This is a genomic window from Pseudomonas sp. C5pp, assembly GCF_000814065.1.
GTDB lineage: Bacteria > Pseudomonadota > Gammaproteobacteria > Pseudomonadales > Pseudomonadaceae > Aquipseudomonas > Aquipseudomonas asiatica.
This window is the reverse complement of record NZ_JWLN01000008.1, coordinates 14,123-33,467: the sequence shown is the minus strand read 5'-3', so window position 1 is coordinate 33,467 and position 19,345 is coordinate 14,123. Positions and strand designations below refer to the sequence as shown.

Here is a 19,345-nt window from a genome sequence, read left to right as displayed (position 1 = left end):
CCGTGCCTGCCCCGGGTTGAGTTCAATCTATGCAGGTGGAAGCTCGCTATCATGCTTATCGATCAGAAAATACCCCTGGGCCAGTACATCGCGTCGTTCGTCGAGTGGCTGACCCAGAACGGCGCGAATTACTTCGACGCCATCGCGCAAGGCCTGGAGTTCATGATCCATGGCGTAACCAGTGCCCTGACTTTCTTCAATCCGTTCGTGCTCATCGCTCTGTTCGCCGCCCTGGCGCATTTCATCCAGCGCAAGTGGGCGCTGACCGCATTCGTCGCCCTGTCGTTCCTGCTGATCCTCAACCTGGGTTACTGGCAGGAAACCATGGAAACCCTGGCGCAGGTCACCTTCGCCACGGTGGTTTGCGTGGCCATCGGCGTGCCACTGGGCATCGTCGCCGCGCACAAACCGATGTTCTATACCGCCATGCGCCCCGTACTCGACCTGATGCAGACGGTACCTACCTTCGTCTACCTGATCCCCACCTTGACCCTGTTCGGCCTGGGTGTGGTGCCGGGGCTGATCTCGACAGTGGTGTTCGCCATCGCCGCGCCGATCCGTCTCACCTATCTGGGCATCTGCGACGTCCCGCAGGAGCTGATGGATGCCGGCAAGGCCTTTGGCTGCTCACGGCGCCAGCTGCTCACCCGTATCGAACTGCCGCACGCGATGCCAAGCATCGCCGCCGGCGTTACCCAGTGCATCATGCTGTCGCTATCGATGGTGGTGATCGCCGCCCTGGTCGGCGCTGACGGCCTGGGCAAACCTGTGGTCAACGCACTGAACACCGCCGATATTTCCCTGGGCTTCGAAGCGGGCCTGGCGATCGTGCTGCTGGCGATCATGCTCGACCGTATCTGCAAGCAACCGGACCTGCCGGTAAGGGGTGAAGCATGAGCATCATTCGTTTCGAAGACGTCGACGTCATCTTCTCCAACAAGCCGCGCGAAGCGCTGGCGCTGCTCGACCAAGGCCAGACCCGCGAGCAGATTCTCAAGCAGACCGGCCTGGTTGTGGGTGTCGAGAAGGCCAACCTGGATATCCAGAAGGGCGAGATCTGCGTGCTGATGGGCCTGTCCGGCTCGGGCAAGTCGAGTTTGCTGCGCTGCATCAACGGCCTGAACACCGTCAGCCGCGGCAAGCTGTTCGTCGAGCACGAAGGCAAGCACATCGATATTGCCCACTGCACCCCGGCCGAACTGAAGATGATGCGCACCAAGCGCATTGCCATGGTGTTCCAGAAATTCGCCCTGATGCCCTGGCTGACGGTGCGCGAGAACATCAGCTTTGGCCTGGAAATGCAGGGCCGCCCCGAGAAGGAACGGCGCAAGCTGGTAGACGAGAAGCTCGAACTGGTGGGCCTGACCCAGTGGCGCAACAAGAAGCCGGACGAACTGTCTGGCGGCATGCAGCAGCGCGTGGGCCTGGCCCGGGCGCTGGCGATGGATGCCGACATCCTGCTGATGGACGAACCGTTCTCGGCACTGGACCCGCTGATCCGCCAGGGCCTGCAGGACGAGTTGCTTGGCCTGCAGGCCAAGCTGAGCAAGACCATCGTGTTCGTCAGCCACGACCTGGACGAGGCACTGAAACTGGGTAGCCGCATCGCCATCATGAAGGACGGGCGGATCATCCAGTACAGCAAGCCGGAAGAGATCGTGCTCAACCCGGCCGACGAGTATGTGCGTACCTTTGTCGCCCATACCAACCCACTGAACGTGCTGTGCGGGCGCAGCCTGATGCGCAGCCTGGACAACTGCAAGCGGGTGAACGGTTCGGTGTGCCTGGACCCCGGCATCGACTCGTGGCTGGACCTTGGCGAAGGCGGCTCGATCAAGCGCGCACGCCAGGGGCAGAACGGGCTTGACCTGCAGAACTGGGCACCAGGGCAGGATGTGGAGCTGCTGGGCCGCCGCCCAACGTTGGTAAATGCCGACATCGGAATGCGCGAGGCGCTACAGATTCGTTATCAGACCGGCAACAAGCTGGTGTTGCAGGATAACGACAAGGTGGTGGGGATACTTGGGGATACCGAGCTTTATCACGCATTGCTCGGCAAGAACCACGGTTGATGCCATTGGGGCCGCGTTGCGGCCCTTTCGCGACACAAGGCCGCTCCTACAGGGGAACGCATATCCCTGTAGGAGCGGCCTTGTGTCGCGAAAGGAGGGCAAAGCCCTCCCAACAATGGGTCAGCGAACGACGATCCCGCGCGAAGCCATGTAGGCCTTGGCTTCCGGCACCGTGTACTCACCAAAGTGGAAGATACTGGCAGCCAGCACCGCACTGGCATGCCCTTCCAGAATGCCGTCAGCCAAGTGCTGCAGGTTACCCACACCGCCCGAGGCAATCACCGGAATACCCAGCGCATCACTGATCGCACGGGTAACACCCAGGTCGAAGCCGTTCTTCATGCCGTCCTGATCCATGCTGGTCAGCAGGATCTCGCCAGCACCCAGGCCTTCCATCTTCTTCGCCCATTCAACGGCATCCAGCCCGGTCGGCTTGCGCCCGCCGTGGGTGAAGATTTCCCAGCGTGGTTCTTCGCCCGGCCCGGACACCTTCTTGGCATCAATGGCGACGACGATGCACTGCGAACCGAAACGGTCCGCGGCCTCGCCGACGAACTCTGGGTTGAACACCGCGGCCGTGTTGATCGAGACCTTGTCGGCACCGGCATTGAGCAGGTTGCGGATGTCCTGCACGGTGCGCACGCCACCGCCCACGGTGAGCGGGATGAACACCTGGCTGGCCATGCGCTCGACGGTATGCAGGGTAGTGTCGCGGCCGTCGACGCTGGCAGTGATGTCGAGGAAGGTGATTTCGTCGGCACCTTGCTCGTCGTAGCGACGGGCGATTTCCACCGGGTCGCCGGCATCACGGATGTTCTCGAACTTGACGCCCTTGACCACCCGGCCGTTGTCCACGTCCAGGCAAGGGATGATGCGCTTGGCCAGTGCCATGGTTCAGTCCTCAGCCTTGGTAGTTGTCGCAGAAGGCCTGGGCCTCGGCGACATCGAGGGTGCCTTCGTAGATGGCACGGCCGGTGATGGCGCCGATGATGCCCGGGGCCTTGGCGTCCAGCAGGGCCTTGATGTCGCCCAGGTTGTGGATGCCGCCCGAGGCGATCACCGGGATCGAAGTGGCTTCTGCCAGCGCCTTGGTGAACGGCACGTTGCAGCCCTGCATCATGCCGTCCTTGGCGATGTCGGTGTAGACGATCGCCGAGACGCCATCGGCCTCGAAACGCTTGGCCAGGTCGATGACCTGAACCGAGCTCACTTCAGCCCAGCCGTCGGTGGCGACAAAGCCGTCCTTGGCGTCCAGGCCGACGATGACCTTGCCCGGGAAGGCCTTGCACGCTTCGGCGACGAATTCCGGCTGCTTGACCGCCTTGGTGCCGATGATCACGTAGCTGACGCCGGCCTTGACGTAGTGCTCGATGGTTTCCAGCGAGCGAATACCGCCGCCGATCTGGATCGGCAAAGTCGGGTAGCGCTTGGCAATGGCAGTGACCACTTCACCATTGACCGGCTGGCCTTCGAAGGCACCGTTGAGGTCGACCAGGTGCAGGCGGCGGCAGCCACCCTCGACCCACTTGGCGGCCATGCTCACCGGGTCGTCGGAAAATACCGTGGAGTCTTCCATGCGGCCTTGGCGCAGGCGCACGCAGGCACCGTCCTTCAGATCGATAGCGGGGATAATCAGCATCTTGGGAACCTGTCTGTTCTTGGGGTTTCAGGGCTTCTCGAGCGCCCACAGATCGCTTTCGATGCTCTCGAACCGCTCCTTGAGGTGCAGCTGAACATCGGCAATCGCCCTGTTGTAGTAAAGGGGTGCAATTTCTTTGCTGAACAGTTCGAGGACTTCGGCCACTTCGAACGACCCCAGCTCCAGCTCGAAACGGTCTTCGAGGAAGCGCTTGAGCATGTGCAGCGCTTCGCGCTCCTGCTCGGGGGCCAGGGTGATGACCGGGGCCTTGGTCTTCGACCTGCTCATTTACCAGCGCCCGTCCCAGGCGACGAAGTTCTGCAGCAGCTGCAGGCCATGGGTATGGCTCTTCTCCGGGTGGAACTGCACGGCAAAGCGCGAGCCATCGGCCAGTGCAGCGGCGAAATCGACACCGTAATGGCCGCGACCGACCACCTGGGCCGGCTTGCCGGCATTGATGTAATAGCTGTGCACGAAGTAGAACCGCGCACGATCGGGGATGTCGTGCCACAGCGGGTGGTCGTTGGTCTGGCCGACTTCGTTCCAGCCCATGTGCGGCACCTTCAGGTGCTCGCCGTCTTCCTGCAGGTCTTTGCCGAAGAAGCGAACCTGGCCGGGGAATAGGCCGATACAGTCGACACCGTCGTTTTCTTCGCTGTGGTCGAGCAGTGCCTGCATACCCACGCAGATGCCGAGAAACGGGCGGTCCTGGCTGACTTCACGCACCAGGCTGTCGAAGCCCAGGCGGCGGATTTCTGCCATGCAGTCGCGAATCGCGCCCACGCCCGGGAATACCACGCGGTCGGCTTCGCGGATGACCGTGGCATCACTGGTGACCAGCACCTTGCCGGCACCTACATGCTCGAGCGCCTTGGCCACCGAGTGCAGGTTGCCCATGCCATAGTCGATTACGGCTACCGTCTGCATTTACAGGCACCCTTTGGTGGAAGGCATCTGCCCGGCCATGCGCTCGTCGAGGGTAATGGCCATGCGCAGGGCGCGGCCGAAAGCCTTGAACACGGTCTCGATCTGGTGGTGGGTGTTGTGGCCACGCAGGTTGTCGATGTGCAGGGTCACCAAGGCGTGGTTGACGAAGCCCTGGAAGAACTCCTGGAACAGGTCGACATCGAAGCCGCCGACGCTGGCGCGGGTGTACGGCACATGCATCTGCAGGCCCGGGCGACCGGAGAAGTCGATGACCACGCGCGACAGCGCTTCGTCCAGCGGCACATAGGCGTGGCCGTAGCGGAAGATGCCCTTCTTGTCACCGATGGCCTGGGCAAATGCCATGCCCAAGGTGATGCCGACGTCTTCGACGGTATGGTGATCGTCGATATGCGTGTCACCCTTGCACTCGATATCCAGATCGATCAGCCCATGGCGGGCAATCTGGTCCAGCATGTGTTCAAGGAAAGGCACACCGATATCGAATCGGGCCTTGCCACTGCCATCGAGGTTGATCGAGCACTTGACCTGGGTTTCCAGGGTATTGCGCTCGACGGAAGCCTTACGTTCGACCATCACCAGCTCCGCAAAATCATTAGGCGAAAAGGGCTTCATTATAGGCCTAGAACGCGCCGGCTTGAAACGCGGATGACATATGGCAGAACGAGGAATTACGCAGGCTGGATACCGTTACAGGTCTATACAACCGCATGGCTTGGGGCTGCTTTGCAGCCCATCGCGACACAAGGCCGCTCCTACAGGGGTCACCTGTAGGAGCGGCCTTGTGTCGCGAAAGGGGCGCAAAGCGCACCCAATCAATGGAACAGCACAGCCGTCTTCTGCAGGGTAATCCAAACGCCCCAGGCCAACGGCACGACCACCACAGCCCAGGCCAGCAGCACCAGCGGCAGGCTGCCCGGCGCCGCCTTCCACTCCAGCGAGCGCGCCCCGTCGGCGCCCTTGTCATGGCTCAAAGCCCGCTCGGCAGCCAGTTCGGCATCGCTCATGAAGTGCTTGTCGGCCACCGGTCGTACCAGCATGTTGCAGACAAAGCCCAACACCAGCAGGCCGGCGAGGATGTACAGGGTCATGTCATAAGCAGCCGCACGCTCCACCCCGGCCGCCAATTGGTACTCGCGCAGGTAGGTGATAAGCACCGGCCCCAGCACCCCCGCCGCCGCCCAGGCAGTCAGCAGGCGGCCATGAATTGCGCCGACCATCTGCGTGCCGAAGAGGTCGGCCAGGTAGGCCGGTACCGTGGCAAAACCACCACCGTACATCGACAGGATGATGCAGAACGCCGCCACGAACAGCGCCACGTTACCCAGGTGCCCCATGTTCGGCACCAGGCTGTACAAGCCCACGCCCAAGGCAAAGAAGGCGAAATAGGTGTTCTTGCGGCCAATGTAGTCCGAGAACGACGCCCAGAAGAACCGCCCGCCGATGTTGAACAGGCTCAGCAGGCCAGTGAAGCCGGCGGCGATCGCGGCAATCTGCGCCAACTGGGCGCTGTTCAGCTCGCTGAAGCTCAGCCCGTTGCCCAGCAGCTTGCCGGCGAACACTTCCTGCAGCAACGGCGAAGCCTTGCCGAGGATGCCGATACCCGCCGACACGTTCAGGCACAGCACCAGCCAGATCAGCGCGAACTGCGGGGTCTTCCAGGCCACGCTGACGTGAACGTGGCGGTCGGTGACCATGGTGTTGCCAGCTTTCTTCACTGGGGCGCTCCAGCCTTCGGGCTTCCAGCCGGTTGGCGGTACGCGATACGCCAGGGCACCAGCGGTCATGAACACGAAGTAGATCGCCGCCATGACGACGAAGCTCTGCCACACGCCCACTTCCTGCGCATTGCCGAAATGGCCCATCAGCGCGGTGGCCAGCGGTGCACCGACCATGGCCCCGCCACCGAAGCCCATGATCGCCATGCCGGTGGCCATGCCGCGCTTGTCCGGGAACCACTTGATCAGGGTCGACACCGGCGAGATGTAGCCCAGGCCCAGGCCGATACCGCCGATTACGCCGGAACCCAGCCACATCAGCCACAGCTGATGGGTTTTCACGCCAATCGCCGAAATCAGCATGCCACCGCACCAGCACAGCGCCGACACCAGGCCGGCCTTGCGCGGGCCGGCGTGTTCCAGCCAACCACCCAGCACGGCCGCCGAGCAACCGAGGAAGACGAAGAACAGGGTGTAGATCCAGCTCAGCATGGAAATCGGCCAATCGCATTCGGCGCTGAACATGCGGGCCATGAAGCCCATGTCCGCCGCGCAGGCGACCGGGGCGGTGATGCCTAGGGCTTGCGACAGCGGCAGCCAGAACACCGAGAAGCCATAGGCCATGCCGATGCACAGATGGATGGCAAGGGCGGCCGGTGGGACCAGCCAGCGGTTGAAGCCCGGACGGGCGATGATGCGCTCCTTCGACAGGAAGCCTGGCGCACTGGCCAAGGTCCCCGCCGCGACGGTACTGCTCATGGATCAGATCCTTCTTATTGGGAGGGTGCAGGCAAAGCGGCGCAAGGGTAGCAGCATCAAGTAGCGTGAAAGCAATCTGATATCGTTAATTTTTGCTCGGCTGAAACGGTCATGTTGCCTATACCGGCGATAGGGCCAGTACAGGCCACACATTCGGAACTGACAAAATCATGGCTGTCGAAAGCCGTACCATCTGCTGTACGCGTAGGAAATGCCCCGTATCTCTAGTCGAATACGCAGGGGTAACCACTGCGGCGCTATACTCTGGCGCTTGAATTTCAAAAACGGACTACAAGGACTCGCCCATGAAAGCGTTCGGCAAAATCCTGGGACTTGGGCTTCTCGGGTTGCTGCTGATCATCGTGGCGCTGGGCTTCGCCCTGACCCACCTCTTCGATCCCAACGACTACAAAGACGAGATTCGCCAGCTGGCACGTGACAAGGCTCACGTCGAGCTGACCCTCAACGGTGACATTGGCTGGAGCCTGTTCCCGTGGCTGGGCCTGGAGTTGCACGATGCGAGCATCGCCACCTTGAACAAACCCAAGGAGCCGTTCGCCGACCTGCAGATGCTGGGGCTTTCTGTACGTGTGCTGCCACTGCTGCGCCGCGAAGTGCAGATGAGCGACGTGCGCGTCGAGGGCCTGAACCTGACCCTGGCCCGTGACGAACAGGGCCATGGCAACTGGGAAGACATCGGTAAACCGCTGCCCGCGCAGAACGGCGCCAGTGCCGATGGGCAGGCCAGTGCTCCAGCCCAGGCACCGGCCGAACAGGCGTCGGCACCGGTCGCCAGCAACGAACGCGCCGTCAAGCTTGACATCGACAGCCTGACCGTGAACAACGCTCGCGTACAGTACACCGATGCCAAGACCGGCCAGAGCTACAGCGCCGAAAGCATCCAGCTGAGCACCGGCCCGGTCCACGAAGGGGCGAACATTCCGCTCAAGGCCAGCGCTTTCCTCAGCGCCAGCCAGCCGAACATCAAGGCCCGCACCGAACTGGCCGGCGAGCTGCGCTTCGACCGCAAGCTCAAGCGCTACAACTTCGAAGACATGCGCCTGTCGGGCGAAACCTCGGGTGAGCCCACCGGCGGCAAGACCGTGACCTTCGCCGCCCAAGGCCAGTTGCTGGTCGACCTGGCCGCCAATGTCGCCTCGTGGAACGGCCTGAAAGTCTCGGCCAACCAGCTGCGCGCCCTGGGCGAGCTGAACCTGCGAGACCTGGACAAGGCACCGCAGCTGAGCGGCGGCCTGTCCATCGCCCAGTTCGACCTGCGCACCTTCCTCGACAGCATCGGCCGCCCGCTGCCGGCCACCAACGACCCGGCGGCCTTCGCCAAGCTGGAACTGGTCACCCGCCTGCAGGGCACGCCGAACAGCCTGGCCCTGGAAGACCTGGCGGTGAAGCTGGACGACAGCACCTTCACTGGCCGCGTGGCGGTCGAAGACTTCGCCAAACAGGCCCTGCGCCTGCAGCTCAAGGGTGACACCTTCAACGCCGACCGCTACCTGCCGGCCAAGAGTGAAGAGGCCAAGGGCGCCACCGCCGCGCGTCAGGCCGAGGTCAAGCAACAGGAAGCCACCGCGGTCGCCGGCCCTGGCACCACGCCGCTCCCCAACGCCCCGACCCAGGTCGCCTGGAGCGACGACAAGCTGCTGCCGGTCGACCGCCTGCGCGCCCTCGACCTACAGGCCGACCTGGCCTTCGGCTCGCTGACCCTGGACAAACTGCCGATCGAAGACGCCCAGCTCAAGGCTATCGGCCAGGGCGGCCTGCTGACCTTGCAAACGCTGCGCGGTGAACTGTACAACGGCACCTTCGAGGCCAAGGGCACGGTCGATGTGCGCCCTGCCGTGCCGCAACTCGGTGTCAACACCAGCATCCAGCGGGTGCCGGTGGAACACTTCATCAAGACCAAGGGCAAGGAACAGACGCCACCGGTCAAAGGCCTGCTGACCCTGACCAGCGACCTGACCGCCACCGGCAACAGCCAGAAGGCCCTGGTCGACACCCTCAACGGCAACGCCAACTTCGTCATCAACGATGGCGTGCTGGTCAATGCCAACCTGGAACAGCAACTGTGCAAGGCCATCGCCACGCTGAACCGCAAGTCGCTCAGCGGTGAGCCGCGTGGCAAGGACACCCCGTTCCAGGAACTGCGTGGCAGCCTGGTAGTACGCAATGGCGTCGCCAACAACCCGGACCTCAAGGCGCGCATTCCGGGCCTGACCGTCAATGGCCATGGTGACCTCGACCTGCGTGTACTGGGCATGGACTACAACGTTGGCGTGGTCGTCGAAGGCGACCAGCGCGCCATGCCGGACCCGGCCTGCCAGGTCAACGAACGCTATGTGGGTGTCGAAATACCGCTGCGTTGCCGCGGCCCGCTGGAGCTTGGCGCCAAAGCCTGCCGCCTGGACCAGGACGGCCTGGGCAAGGTAGCTGCCAAACTGGCCGGCAACCGCCTGCAAGACAAGATCGATGAAAAACTCGGAGACAAAGTGAGCCCGGAATTGAAAGACGCGCTCAAGGGGCTGTTCAAGCGATGAGCCCCGAGCAGTTCTCCAGCGCTGTGCTGGATTGGTATGACGAACACGGCCGGCACGACCTGCCCTGGCAACAGGGCATCAACCCGTACCGGGTGTGGGTGTCGGAAATCATGTTGCAGCAGACCCAGGTCAGCACCGTACTCAACTACTTCGACCGCTTCATGCAGGCCCTGCCGACCGTGCAGGCCCTTGCCGAGGCGCCGGAGGACGAAGTGCTGCACCTGTGGACAGGCCTGGGTTACTACACCCGGGCACGCAACCTGCAAAAGGCCGCGAAGATCGTGGTCGAACAGCATGGCGGCGAATTCCCGCGCAGTGTCGAGCAGCTCACCGAACTGCCCGGCATCGGCCGCTCCACCGCCGGCGCCATCGCCAGTATCAGCATGGGCATCCGCGCACCGATCCTCGACGGCAACGTCAAGCGCGTGCTGGCCCGCTACACCGCCCAGGCCGGCTACCCCGGCGAGCCCAAGGTGGCCAACCAGCTGTGGGCCACGGCCGAACGCTTTACCCCACAGCAGCGCGCCAACCACTACACCCAGGCGATGATGGACATGGGTGCCACGCTGTGCACCCGCAGCAAGCCCAGCTGCCTGATCTGCCCGCTGCAGCGCGGCTGCGAAGCGCACCTGCACGGTGAAGAAACCCGCTACCCCGAGCCCAAGCCGCGCAAGGCACTGCCGCAGCGCCGCACGCTGATGCCGCTGCTGGCCAACCACGAAGGCGCCATCCTGCTTTACCGCCGTCCGTCCAGCGGCCTGTGGGGTGGTTTGTGGAGCCTGCCGGAACTGGACGACATTGCCCAGCTCGATGACCTGGCCTACCAGCACGGCCTGCGCCTGGCTGACAGCCGCGCCATGGACGGCCTGACCCATACCTTCAGCCACTTCCAGCTGGCGATCGAGCCCTGGCTGGTGCGCGTCGACCCGGTCGGCCAGCACGTGGCCGAGGCCGACTGGCTCTGGTATAACCTCGCCACCCCGCCGCGCCTGGGCCTCGCCGCCCCGGTGAAAAAGCTGCTCAAACGCGCGGCCGACGAACTGATTGCAGGAGACGCCCGATGACCCGCACCGTGATGTGCCGCAAGTACAAAGAAGAACTGCCAGGCCTGGAGCGCCCGCCCTACCCAGGCGCCAAGGGCCAGGACATCTTCGAACACATCTCGCAGAAAGCCTGGGCTGATTGGCAGAAGCACCAGACCATGCTGATCAACGAAAAGCGCCTGAACATGATGAACGCCGAGGACCGCAAATTCCTCCAGGGCGAGATGGACAAGTTTTTCGCCGGCGAAGAATACGCCCAGGCGGAAGGCTACGTTCCACCCTCGGAATGACCCCACGGAACGTAAGCGACGGAATTAATTTAAAATTTTTTCAAAAAGTCGTTGACGAGCGGTCTGAAAGTCTATTTAATTCACCTCGTCGCCCAGATAGCTCAGTCGGTAGAGCAGAGGATTGAAAATCCTCGTGTCGGCGGTTCGACTCCGTCTCTGGGCACCACCTTCAAGCTTCTGGTGGTTGCAAAGTTACCCGAAGCGACAACAAGAAACCCGCCTAGTGCGGGTTTTTTGTTGTCTGTGGTTTTCTGCCCGCTCCGCCTATCCGCCCAAGCATACCCCCACCGCAACATACCGTCATGACAAGGCGCTGGACTCGGTTACCACTCACGCCGAGACTCTTCCCCCAAGCGGCCCGCTTGAAAGGAGAGGAAAATGGTTTTTACGGTAGAAGAGCAGCAGCTGTGGAACAGCGCCATAGCATTTGCAAAAGCCAATAAGAAAGCGATCGCCAGAAAACTCACCTGTACCGATCGGTACCCGGCCGAGCAGGAGCCAGTGTCGGTTTTCATGTCTGGTTCACCCGGCGCAGGCAGACAGAGGCTTCCATTGAGCTTCTGAAACTGTTCTCCGATCAGCCAATCCTTCGGATTGATCCTGATGAGCTGCGCAGTGAGTTTGCCGACTACCAAGGCGGAAACGCCTACCTCTTCCAGGGCGCGGTCTCCATCGTGGTAGAAAAAATTCTGGATTTCGCCCTGAAACAGCACCAGTCGTTCCTGCTTGACGGGACGCTGGCCAACCTGGATGTAGCACGGCGCAACATTGATCGCTCGCTACAGAAGGGGCGCTACGTTCAGATTCTCTACGTCTACCAGAATCCGCAGTTAGCATGGGAGTTCGTGAAGGCCCGGGAGCAAGCTGAAGGACGACGGATTCTGGTCGACCATTTCGTCGAACAGTATTTCGCCGCTCGTGACGTGGTGAATACCCTTAAGCTAGAGTATGGCAAAGAGGTCCACGTTGACCTACTGTTGAAGCACATTGATAACTCGAACCGCCTTTACAAGGCAGGCGTTGACAAAATCGACTACCACATTCCCGAGCGCTTCACCCGCGAACAACTGAAGGCGACGCTTGAGAACCCCCAGGAGTGAAGCATGAGCCTCTTCAAGTCCACACCCGAGAAGGTAAAAAGCCCCTTCGCGGAGTTCATTCGCAATGCCAAGTCCGACGAGAAGAAACGCGTATATAACACCGTGCTCGTTGAAGCCACAAAACGCCAGAAAGCAGTCATGCTCGAGGCTGCTGCCAAATCTGCGTAAGGCCTGTTCTCAATGGCCGCTGGACTGCATCAACCCTGCAAGGGCCCATAAAGGGCCCTTTGAAGCACACCATTTTCCGCTAGCCTTCATACCCCTTGCTTTCACCCCTCTTCCTCCGTCTCCAGACCAATGAACCGCAGGCAGAAATGGCCCATTCAGGCAACCTGAGTTGACCAGCATCAAAAAGCCATCAATCGCTCATCCTTAAGATGCCAGGTGGACATTGGACCTGACCTCGCAAGGACCTCCATGAGCGAAGAATCCCCCCTCCTGCTCCCCGCCCCCAGCGAGCCCGCCATCACCCCAGCCCGCACGCGCCGCCCACGCCAGCGCAAGCCGGAGTCGACGATCACCAGCATCAGCCAGCAACCTGCTGCACTGGAAGTCGCCACCGCCCCCAAGGGCAGCAACGAAGACAGCACCTCGGCCCGCTTGCCCACCAGCTACCCGTACCGCACCCGCATGCGTCGCCAGGACTACGAGAAGGCCAAGCATGCGCTGCAGATCGAGTTGCTGAAGGTACAGAGCTGGGTGAAGGAAACCGGCCAGCGCGTGGTGATCCTGTTCGAAGGGCGCGATGCCGCAGGCAAGGGCGGCACCATCAAGCGGTTCATGGAGCACCTCAACCCACGCGGCGCGCGCATCGTGGCCCTGGAGAAGCCTTCCGAGCAGGAAAAAGGCCAGTGGTACTTCCAGCGCTACATCCAGCATCTGCCCACGGCAGGTGAAATGGTGTTCTTCGACCGCTCCTGGTACAACCGCGCCGGTGTCGAGAAGGTGATGGATTTCTGCTCGCCACTGCAGTACCTGGAGTTCATGCGCCAGGCGCCGGAGTTGGAGCGCATGCTGTGCAACAGCGGCATCCTGTTGTTCAAGTACTGGTTCTCGGTGAACCGAGAAGAGCAGCTGCGCCGCTTCATCTCGCGCCGGGACGACCCGCTCAAACACTGGAAGCTGTCCCCCATCGACATCAAGTCGCTGGACAAGTGGGAGGACTACACCGCAGCCAAGGAGGCGATGTTCTTCCATACCGACACGGCCGATGCACCTTGGACAGTGATCAAGTCCGATGACAAGAAGCGTGCGCGGATCAATTGCATCCGGCACTTCCTGCATTCGCTGGACTACCCGGGGAAGGACCGCAGCGTGGCGCATGCGCCGGATGCGCTACTGGTCGGGCGAGCGTCCCACGGCGTCGAGGAAGATGAGGCAGAGCCGCAGGCCAGTTGAATCGGCGTGCCTGCTGCGCTTCAATACGCGCAATTTCCGCCCCACCAAGGATTCACCCCATGGCCACCCCAACCAAGCAACAGAAACGCGCCAAGCGCGCCGCCAGCAAGGCCAAGCAGAACCGCATGGTACGCAGCGGCCAGGCGGTCAAGGCCAGTGCTGGCGACAGCGCCAGCATCGAGCAGGTGTACAACAAGGCCATGGAGTCGGGCAGCTACGACCCGCTGTTCAAGAAGATGAAGGAAGCCCAGGAAGGCGGCTTGGTACCGATGATTTCGGTGTTCCTGGTAGACCCGCTGCTGGCCCTGGTGCTCAAGGGGCACAAGGAAGAGCACGCCACCGATTACATCGTGCTGGTGTTCAACGCCTACCGCAAATGGCTGGATGGGGCCGACGAAGAAGCCACCATGGCCTGGCTGGAGAGCGATGAGTTCCAGGCCGCCTACGTGGCGGCTTCGGAGCTGGTTGCCAAGCAGCAACAGCAGCAGAAGCAATTTGGCTGACAGGGCTGCGTAGCCTGCCCGGGCCCTATCGCCGGCAAGCCGGCTCCCACAGGTACACCCCAGGCTTAAAGGCAATGCCGTCCCTGTGGGAGCGGGCAAGCCCGCGAAAGAGCCGGAACAGGCAACAAAAAGGCCGCGCCCTTCACAGGACGCGGCCTTTTCATTTCAGCCAGCGCGGATCAGTTATCCAGCGCCACCCGCCCGGCAGCTTCACGCTTGCGGTGCACCAGCAAGCCAGCCGCCACCACACCAATGCTCAGCAGCGCGGTCGCGATGATTTCGGCGCGGTGGTCCTCACGCAGCGCCATTACCACCAGAATGGCAATGATGAAGGCAATGGTTGCCCAGGTAAGGCCCGGGAACAGCCACATCTTGAAGGTGATCTTCTCGCCGCGAGCCTCACGCTGGGCGCGCATGCGCAGCTGCGATACGGCAATCACCAGGTACACCAGCAGCGCAATGGCACCAGAGCTGGCCAGCAGGAACTCGAACACCTGGGCCGGGGCCACGAAGTTGGCGAACACACAGAGGAACGCCGCTGCAGTGGACAGCAGAACCGCCACATGCGGGGTAGCCGACTTGGTGGTGCGCTGGGCAATGGCCGGGGCGTCACCACGCTTGCTCAGCGAGAACAGCATGCGCGACGAGGTGTACAGCGCCGAGTTCAGGCAGCTGGTCACGGCGATTAGCACGACGATGTCGACAATCAGCTTGGCATTCGGCACGCCGATGCGGCTCAGCACGGTCTGGTAGGAACCGGTCTCGGCCAGGGCCGGGTCGTTCCACGGTACCAGGGCTACGACCAGGAAGATCGACACCAGGTAGAACAGGCAGATACGCCAGATCACCGAGTTGGTGGCGCGGCTGATCTGCTTGCCCGGGTCCTTCGACTCGGCAGCGGCGATGGTAACGATTTCGGTACCCATGAACGAGAACATGGTGGTCAGCATGGCTGCCAGCACCGCGCCCAGGCCGTTAGGCATGAAGCCCTGGGTGTCGAACAGGTGGCTGGCACCGCTTACCTGGCTGCTCGGCACAAAGCCGAACAAGGCAGCACAACCCACAGCGATGAAGCCGATGATCGCCAGCACCTTCAGCAGAGCGAACCAGAACTCGAACTCGCCGTAGTTCTTCACGCTGCACAGGTTGGTCAGGGTCAGCGCCAAGGTGATGACCAGGGAGAACGCCCACAGGTCGACCGCAGGGAACCAGGCATGCAGGATGGCCGCGGCGGCGTTGGCCTCCAGCGGAATTACCAGTACCCAGAACCACCAGTACAGCCAGCCAATGGTGAAACCGGCCCAGCGCCCGATGGCGCGGTCGGCATATGTAGAGAAAGAACCGGTGTCAGGCGAGGCCACAGCCATTTCACCCAACATGCGCATCACCAGCACGACCAGCGTACCGGCGGCAGCGTAAGCCAGCAGCACGGCGGGGCCGGCAGCAGCGATGGCGTGGCCGGAGCCAACGAAAAGGCCGGCACCGATGACGCCAGCGATGGACAGCATGGTCACATGCCGTTGTTTGAGCCCCTGAGCGAGGTCATTGGAATTGTTACCGCTCATTGAAACTACCTTTGTAAGGAGTGGACCACTCCGACTGCGGTTACGGAGCGCGCCTGGGGTTGACCTGGGCGTCGCTGCAATCGGCGGTTTCCTACTGGCAATAAGCGCGCCATGTGCTGAATGCATTCGTCAGAAAAGTCGGTAGCCCTTTTAGCATGCGGTTTGGAGGGCTTTCGGCCAACGGCTGACCGAAAGACCATCAAATCATCGGATTACTGAAATACCCACTTACAAACGCACCAAAGGTGCTCCCCGGTAACACCTGTGCACCGCTGCAATGCAAAAAAGTGCAACCTAGAGGTACAACCTAAAGACCTGGCCGCCCCCGTTCGCGGGCATGCCCGCTCCCACAGGTCAGGTGCAACCATTTGAGCCCTTTTAAAGAACCTGTGGGAGCGGGCGTGCCCGCGAAAGGTCTAAAACCGCTTCCATGAGCGGGCCAAAGCTGGCACCATCGCGCCTTTTTTCATCAAGGCTCTGGTGCTGGGCGACACCTTCGCGGACATCCGCGCGACGTTGCGCTGCAACGATGCGACAAACTGCCCCACCAGCGCCCCGAGTCCCCAGCGACCCTGTTGGCCGTGATAATGCCGCTATGCTAGCGTGGCGCACGCCAGGAAGGCCGCCAACAGCTGGGAACGCACCCGTACACATGAGGACCGCACATGGCTCAGGCCACGCCCGCGCTGGAAATCCGCAATCTGCACAAACGCTACGGCGAGCAGGAAATTCTCAAGGGCATTTCGCTGACCGCACGCGACGGTGACGTGATCTCCATCCTGGGGTCGTCCGGCTCCGGCAAGTCCACCCTGCTGCGCTGCATCAACCTGCTCGAAAACCCGCACCAGGGTGAAATCCTGGTTGCCGGTGAAGCCCTCAAGCTCAAGGCCGCCAAGAACGGCGACCTGGTCGCCGCCGACAACCGCCAGATCAACCGCCTGCGCAGCGAGATCGGTTTCGTCTTCCAGAACTTCAACCTGTGGCCGCACATGTCGATCCTCGACAACATCATCGAGGCGCCACGCCGCGTGCTCGGCCAGAGCAAGGCCGAGGCCATCGAAGCCGCCGAAGCCCTGCTGAACAAGGTGGGCATCTACGACAAGCGCCACAGCTACCCCGCCCAGCTTTCCGGTGGCCAGCAACAGCGCGCCGCCATTGCCCGTACCCTGGCCATGAAGCCCAAGGTCATCCTGTTCGACGAGCCAACTTCGGCGCTCGACCCGGAAATGGTCCAGGAAGTGCTAAACGTTATCCGCGCATTGGCCGAAGAAGGCCGTACCATGCTGCTGGTGACGCACGAGATGAGCTTTGCCCGCCATGTGTCCAGTGAAGTCGTCTTCCTGCACCAGGGCCTGGTCGAAGAGCAGGGATCGCCGCAGCAGGTCTTCGAGAACCCGACCTCGGCGCGTTGCAAGCAATTCATGTCCAGCCACCGCTAACGGAGCAATACATGCACACTTACAAGAAGTTCCTCCTGGCAGCTGCTGCCACGCTGGTGATGTCGGCCAACGCCCTGGCCGCAGAAAAACTGCGCATGGGTATCGAAGCCGCCTACCCACCGTTCAACAACAAGGATGCCAGCGGTAACGTGGTCGGCTTCGACAAAGACATCGGCGACGCCCTGTGCGCCAAGATGAAAGTCGAGTGCTCGGTCGTCACCTCCGACTGGGACGGCATCATCCCGGCCCTGAACGCCAAGAAGTTCGACTTCCTGGTGTCGTCGCTGTCGATCACCGACGAGCGCAAGCAGGCCGTGGACTTCACCGAGCCGTACTACTCCAACAAGCTGCAGTTCATCGCGCCGAAAAACGTCGACTTCAAGACTGACAAACCTTCGCTGAAGGGCAAGGTCATTGGCACCCAGCGCGCAACCTTGGCTGGCACCTACCTTGAAGACAACTACCCGGATGTCGAGATCAAACTCTACGACACCCAGGAAAACGCCTACCTCGACTTGGTTTCCGGCCGCATCGACGGCATCCTGGCCGACAAGTACGTGCAGTACGAGTGGCTGAAGAGCAAAGACGGCTCGAACTTCGAGTTCAAGGGCGAGCCGGTGATGGACAGCGACAAGATCGGCATTGCCGTGCGCAAGGGTGACACCAAGCTGCGCGACGACCTGAACAAGGCCCTGGCAGAAATCAAGGCCGACGGCACGTACAAGAAGATCAACGACAAGTACTTCCCGTTCAGCATCGAATGATCCGCCCCGACCGGCGCGCCCTTGCGGCGCGCCAGTCCCTAGAATGACCTGCCCATGAATATCGACCTGCACGGATTCGGTCCGGCCATGATGGCCGGCACCCTGATGACCGTAAAACTGGCGCTTTGCGCCTTGCTGCTGGGCCTGGTCCTGGGCCTGCTCGGCGCCCTGGCCAAGACTTCCGCGATCAAGCCGCTGCAATGGCTTGGTGGCTTCTATTCGACCCTGGTTCGTGGCGTGCCCGAACTGCTGTGGGTACTGCTTATCTATTTCGGCACCGTCGGCTTGATGAACGCCCTCGGTGAAGCCCTGAACATGCCGGGCCTGGAGCTCAGCGCCTTCGCTGCGGGCGTGATCGCCCTGGGCCTGTGCTTCGGCGCCTACGCCACCGAAGTGTTCCGTGGCGCCATCCTGGCGATCCCCAAGGGCCACCGTGAAGCCGGCCTGGCGCTTGGCCTGTCCAAAGGCCGCATCCTGTCGCGGATCATCCTGCCGCAGATGTGGCGCATCGCCCTGCCCGGCCTTGGCAACCTGTTCATGATCCTGATGAAGGACACCGCACTGGTATCGGTGATCGGCCTGGAAGAAATCATGCGCCACGCACAAATCGGCGTGACCGTGACCAAAGAGCCGTTCACCTTCTACATGGTCGCGGCCTGCATCTACCTGAGCCTGACCATCATTGCCATGACCGGTATGCACTTCATGGAAAAACGCGCCGCTCGCGGCTTTGCGAGGGCTGAATAATGAATTGGGAAGTCATCATCAAATGGCTGCCACGCCTGGCCCAGGGTGCGACCCTGACCCTGGAGCTGGTGGCCATCGCGGTGGTTGCCGGGTTGATCCTGGCCATCCCGCTGGGCATCGCCCGCTCCTCGCGCCACTGGTATGTGCGCGCGGTGCCGTTCAGCTACATCTTCTTCTTCCGTGGCACGCCGCTGCTGGTGCAGCTGTTCCTGGTCTACTACGGCCTGGCGCAGTTCGACATGGTGCGTTCGAGTTCGCTGTGGCCGTACCTGCGAGACCCGTTCTGGTGCACCGTGCTTACCATGACCCTGCACACTGCTGCCTACATCGCCGAGATCCTGCGCGGCGCGCTGCAGTCGATCCCCAAGGGTGAGATCGAGGCGGCGCGGGCGCTGGGCATGTCGCGGGGCAAGACGCTGTTCTACATCATGCTGCCACGCGCCGCGCGCATCGGCCTGCCGGCGTACAGCAACGAAGTGATCCTGATGCTCAAGGCCAGCGCCCTGGCCAGTACCGTGACCCTGCTGGAACTGACTGGCATGGCCCGTACTATCATCGCCCGCACCTACCTGCCGGTAGAGATCTTCTTTGCCGCCGGGGTGTTCTACCTGGTGATCTCGTTCGTGCTGGTGCAGGGCTTCAAGCTGCTGGAGCGCTGGTTGCGCGTGGATGCGTGCCAGGGCCGCTGAGACCTCACTGACTGCTTCGCGGGCACGCCCGCTCCCACAGGGACCCCACAGCCCTCAAGCTGTGCACTATACCTGTGGGAGCGGGTTCACCCGCGAAGAGGCCCTGAAAACCAACACACATC

General features: G+C 62.0%; 21 protein-coding genes and 1 tRNA gene. 14 read left to right on the top strand and 8 right to left on the bottom strand.

Annotation, left to right across the window (positions count from 1 at the left end; all coding sequences use genetic code 11):
• Positions 1-48 precede the first annotated feature (48 nt).
• A complete protein-coding gene (gene choW / locus RR51_RS08385; protein ID WP_169774667.1) occupies positions 49-897 on the top strand; it encodes a choline ABC transporter permease subunit in 849 nt (282 codons plus the stop codon).
• Positions 894-2,072 (top strand): choline ABC transporter ATP-binding protein, encoded by a 1,179-nt coding sequence (gene choV, locus RR51_RS08380; RefSeq protein ID WP_003257485.1) that lies wholly within the window; start codon positions 894-896, stop codon positions 2,070-2,072. Before choW ends, choV begins: the two co-directional genes overlap by 4 nt.
• Before the next feature lie 120 nt (positions 2,073-2,192).
• Here choV and hisF read toward each other — a convergent pair whose 3' ends face one another.
• The 6 genes from hisF to RR51_RS08350 all read right to left on the bottom strand — a co-directional run bounded on the left by hisF (position 2,193) and on the right by RR51_RS08350 (position 7,133).
• Positions 2,193-2,963, bottom strand: coding sequence for an imidazole glycerol phosphate synthase subunit HisF (gene hisF / locus RR51_RS08375; protein ID WP_013970495.1), 771 nt, complete (start codon positions 2,961-2,963; stop codon positions 2,193-2,195).
• 10 nt (positions 2,964-2,973) lie between these two features.
• The gene (hisA, locus tag RR51_RS08370) at positions 2,974-3,711 is read right to left on the bottom strand and encodes a 1-(5-phosphoribosyl)-5-[(5-phosphoribosylamino)methylideneamino]imidazole-4-carboxamide isomerase (RefSeq protein ID WP_003257484.1); all 738 of its coding nucleotides are present in this window, start codon (positions 3,709-3,711) and stop codon (positions 2,974-2,976) included.
• 27 nt (positions 3,712-3,738) lie between these two features.
• Entirely contained in the window at positions 3,739-3,999 is a 261-nt protein-coding gene (locus RR51_RS08365; protein WP_039613185.1) for a DUF2164 domain-containing protein, read from the bottom strand.
• The gene (hisH, locus tag RR51_RS08360; protein WP_013970493.1) at positions 4,000-4,638 is read right to left on the bottom strand and encodes an imidazole glycerol phosphate synthase subunit HisH; all 639 of its coding nucleotides are present in this window, start codon (positions 4,636-4,638) and stop codon (positions 4,000-4,002) included. It lies immediately after the preceding gene.
• Positions 4,639-5,232: an imidazoleglycerol-phosphate dehydratase HisB gene (gene hisB, locus RR51_RS08355; RefSeq protein ID WP_003255736.1), complete on the bottom strand. Its 594-nt coding sequence runs from the start codon at positions 5,230-5,232 to the stop codon at positions 4,639-4,641.
• A 239-nt stretch (positions 5,233-5,471) separates the two neighbouring features.
• Entirely contained in the window at positions 5,472-7,133 is a 1,662-nt protein-coding gene (locus tag RR51_RS08350) for an OFA family MFS transporter (RefSeq protein ID WP_039613184.1), read from the bottom strand.
• A gap of 305 nt (positions 7,134-7,438) precedes the next feature.
• Between RR51_RS08350 and RR51_RS08345 the strand changes: the two genes are divergently transcribed.
• The 4 genes from RR51_RS08345 (at position 7,439) to RR51_RS08330 (ending at position 11,184) form a co-directional block, all read left to right on the top strand.
• Positions 7,439-9,685, top strand: a complete 2,247-nt coding sequence (locus RR51_RS08345) for an AsmA family protein (protein ID WP_039613183.1) — start codon at positions 7,439-7,441, stop codon at positions 9,683-9,685.
• Complete coding sequence (gene mutY / locus RR51_RS08340) at positions 9,682-10,749, top strand: A/G-specific adenine glycosylase (protein ID WP_013970490.1); 1,068 nt, start codon at positions 9,682-9,684, stop codon at positions 10,747-10,749. Before RR51_RS08345 ends, mutY begins: the two co-directional genes overlap by 4 nt.
• Entirely contained in the window at positions 10,746-11,018 is a 273-nt protein-coding gene (locus tag RR51_RS08335; protein WP_003257478.1) for an oxidative damage protection protein, read from the top strand. The genes mutY and RR51_RS08335 overlap by 4 nt, the downstream gene beginning before the upstream one ends.
• A 90-nt stretch (positions 11,019-11,108) precedes the next feature.
• Positions 11,109-11,184, top strand: a tRNA-Phe gene (locus RR51_RS08330).
• A gap of 157 nt (positions 11,185-11,341) precedes the next feature.
• Here the strand turns inward: RR51_RS08330 and RR51_RS31805 are convergent.
• The gene (locus RR51_RS31805; RefSeq protein WP_330218082.1) at positions 11,342-11,731 is read right to left on the bottom strand and encodes a hypothetical protein; all 390 of its coding nucleotides are present in this window, start codon (positions 11,729-11,731) and stop codon (positions 11,342-11,344) included.
• On the opposite strand from RR51_RS31805, the gene RR51_RS08325 reads away from it, so the two are divergent.
• From RR51_RS08325 to RR51_RS08315, 4 genes are all read left to right on the top strand, one after another.
• Entirely contained in the window at positions 11,612-12,118 is a 507-nt protein-coding gene (locus tag RR51_RS08325) for a zeta toxin family protein (protein ID WP_330218083.1), read from the top strand. The two genes, RR51_RS31805 and RR51_RS08325, sit on opposite strands and share 120 nt — an antisense overlap.
• Before the next feature lie 3 nt (positions 12,119-12,121).
• Positions 12,122-12,286, top strand: a complete 165-nt coding sequence (locus RR51_RS31190; RefSeq protein ID WP_172827546.1) for a hypothetical protein — start codon at positions 12,122-12,124, stop codon at positions 12,284-12,286.
• Positions 12,287-12,535: 249 nt separating this feature from the next.
• A complete protein-coding gene (gene ppk2 / locus RR51_RS08320; protein WP_039613182.1) occupies positions 12,536-13,516 on the top strand; it encodes a polyphosphate kinase 2 in 981 nt (326 codons plus the stop codon).
• A 59-nt stretch (positions 13,517-13,575) separates the two neighbouring features.
• A complete protein-coding gene (locus tag RR51_RS08315) occupies positions 13,576-14,019 on the top strand; it encodes a hypothetical protein (protein WP_013970488.1) in 444 nt (147 codons plus the stop codon).
• A gap of 179 nt (positions 14,020-14,198) precedes the next feature.
• Here the strand turns inward: RR51_RS08315 and gabP are convergent, their stop codons facing one another.
• The gene (gene gabP / locus RR51_RS08310) at positions 14,199-15,584 is read right to left on the bottom strand and encodes a GABA permease (RefSeq protein WP_013970487.1); all 1,386 of its coding nucleotides are present in this window, start codon (positions 15,582-15,584) and stop codon (positions 14,199-14,201) included.
• 665 nt (positions 15,585-16,249) lie between these two features.
• Here gabP and RR51_RS08305 point away from each other — a divergent pair.
• Genes RR51_RS08305 through RR51_RS08290 form a run of 4 tightly spaced genes read left to right on the top strand, consistent with a single transcriptional unit; the run spans position 16,250 to position 19,223 of the window.
• The gene (locus RR51_RS08305) at positions 16,250-17,023 is read left to right on the top strand and encodes an ABC transporter ATP-binding protein (RefSeq protein ID WP_003257472.1); all 774 of its coding nucleotides are present in this window, start codon (positions 16,250-16,252) and stop codon (positions 17,021-17,023) included.
• An 11-nt stretch (positions 17,024-17,034) separates the two neighbouring features.
• On the top strand, positions 17,035-17,787 hold the full coding sequence (locus RR51_RS08300; RefSeq protein ID WP_013970486.1) for an ABC transporter substrate-binding protein: 753 nt from the start codon (positions 17,035-17,037) through the stop codon (positions 17,785-17,787).
• Between the two features lie 54 nt (positions 17,788-17,841).
• Positions 17,842-18,534 (top strand): ABC transporter permease, encoded by a 693-nt coding sequence (locus RR51_RS08295; RefSeq protein ID WP_013970485.1) that lies wholly within the window; start codon positions 17,842-17,844, stop codon positions 18,532-18,534.
• Positions 18,534-19,223, top strand: coding sequence for an ABC transporter permease (locus tag RR51_RS08290; protein WP_039613181.1), 690 nt, complete (start codon positions 18,534-18,536; stop codon positions 19,221-19,223). Before RR51_RS08295 ends, RR51_RS08290 begins: the two co-directional genes overlap by 1 nt.
• The last annotated feature ends 122 nt before the right edge of the window (positions 19,224-19,345 follow it).

Coding starts and splice junctions, on each gene's coding strand:
- choV (WP_003257485.1), top strand. CDS start 894: ATGAGCATCATTCGTTTCGAAGACGTCGACGTCATCTTCTCCAACAAG.
- hisF (WP_013970495.1), bottom strand. CDS start 2,963: ATGGCACTGGCCAAGCGCATCATCCCTTGCCTGGACGTGGACAACGGC.
- hisA (WP_003257484.1), bottom strand. CDS start 3,711: ATGCTGATTATCCCCGCTATCGATCTGAAGGACGGTGCCTGCGTGCGC.
- RR51_RS08365 (WP_039613185.1), bottom strand. CDS start 3,999: ATGAGCAGGTCGAAGACCAAGGCCCCGGTCATCACCCTGGCCCCCGAG.
- hisH (WP_013970493.1), bottom strand. CDS start 4,638: ATGCAGACGGTAGCCGTAATCGACTATGGCATGGGCAACCTGCACTCG.
- hisB (WP_003255736.1), bottom strand. CDS start 5,232: ATGGTCGAACGTAAGGCTTCCGTCGAGCGCAATACCCTGGAAACCCAG.
- RR51_RS08350 (WP_039613184.1), bottom strand. CDS start 7,133: ATGAGCAGTACCGTCGCGGCGGGGACCTTGGCCAGTGCGCCAGGCTTC.
- RR51_RS08345 (WP_039613183.1), top strand. CDS start 7,439: ATGAAAGCGTTCGGCAAAATCCTGGGACTTGGGCTTCTCGGGTTGCTG.
- mutY (WP_013970490.1), top strand. CDS start 9,682: ATGAGCCCCGAGCAGTTCTCCAGCGCTGTGCTGGATTGGTATGACGAA.
- RR51_RS08335 (WP_003257478.1), top strand. CDS start 10,746: ATGACCCGCACCGTGATGTGCCGCAAGTACAAAGAAGAACTGCCAGGC.
- RR51_RS31190 (WP_172827546.1), top strand. CDS start 12,122: ATGAGCCTCTTCAAGTCCACACCCGAGAAGGTAAAAAGCCCCTTCGCG.
- ppk2 (WP_039613182.1), top strand. CDS start 12,536: ATGAGCGAAGAATCCCCCCTCCTGCTCCCCGCCCCCAGCGAGCCCGCC.
- RR51_RS08315 (WP_013970488.1), top strand. CDS start 13,576: ATGGCCACCCCAACCAAGCAACAGAAACGCGCCAAGCGCGCCGCCAGC.
- gabP (WP_013970487.1), bottom strand. CDS start 15,584: ATGAGCGGTAACAATTCCAATGACCTCGCTCAGGGGCTCAAACAACGG.
- RR51_RS08305 (WP_003257472.1), top strand. CDS start 16,250: ATGGCTCAGGCCACGCCCGCGCTGGAAATCCGCAATCTGCACAAACGC.
- RR51_RS08300 (WP_013970486.1), top strand. CDS start 17,035: ATGCACACTTACAAGAAGTTCCTCCTGGCAGCTGCTGCCACGCTGGTG.
- RR51_RS08295 (WP_013970485.1), top strand. CDS start 17,842: ATGAATATCGACCTGCACGGATTCGGTCCGGCCATGATGGCCGGCACC.
- RR51_RS08290 (WP_039613181.1), top strand. CDS start 18,534: ATGAATTGGGAAGTCATCATCAAATGGCTGCCACGCCTGGCCCAGGGT.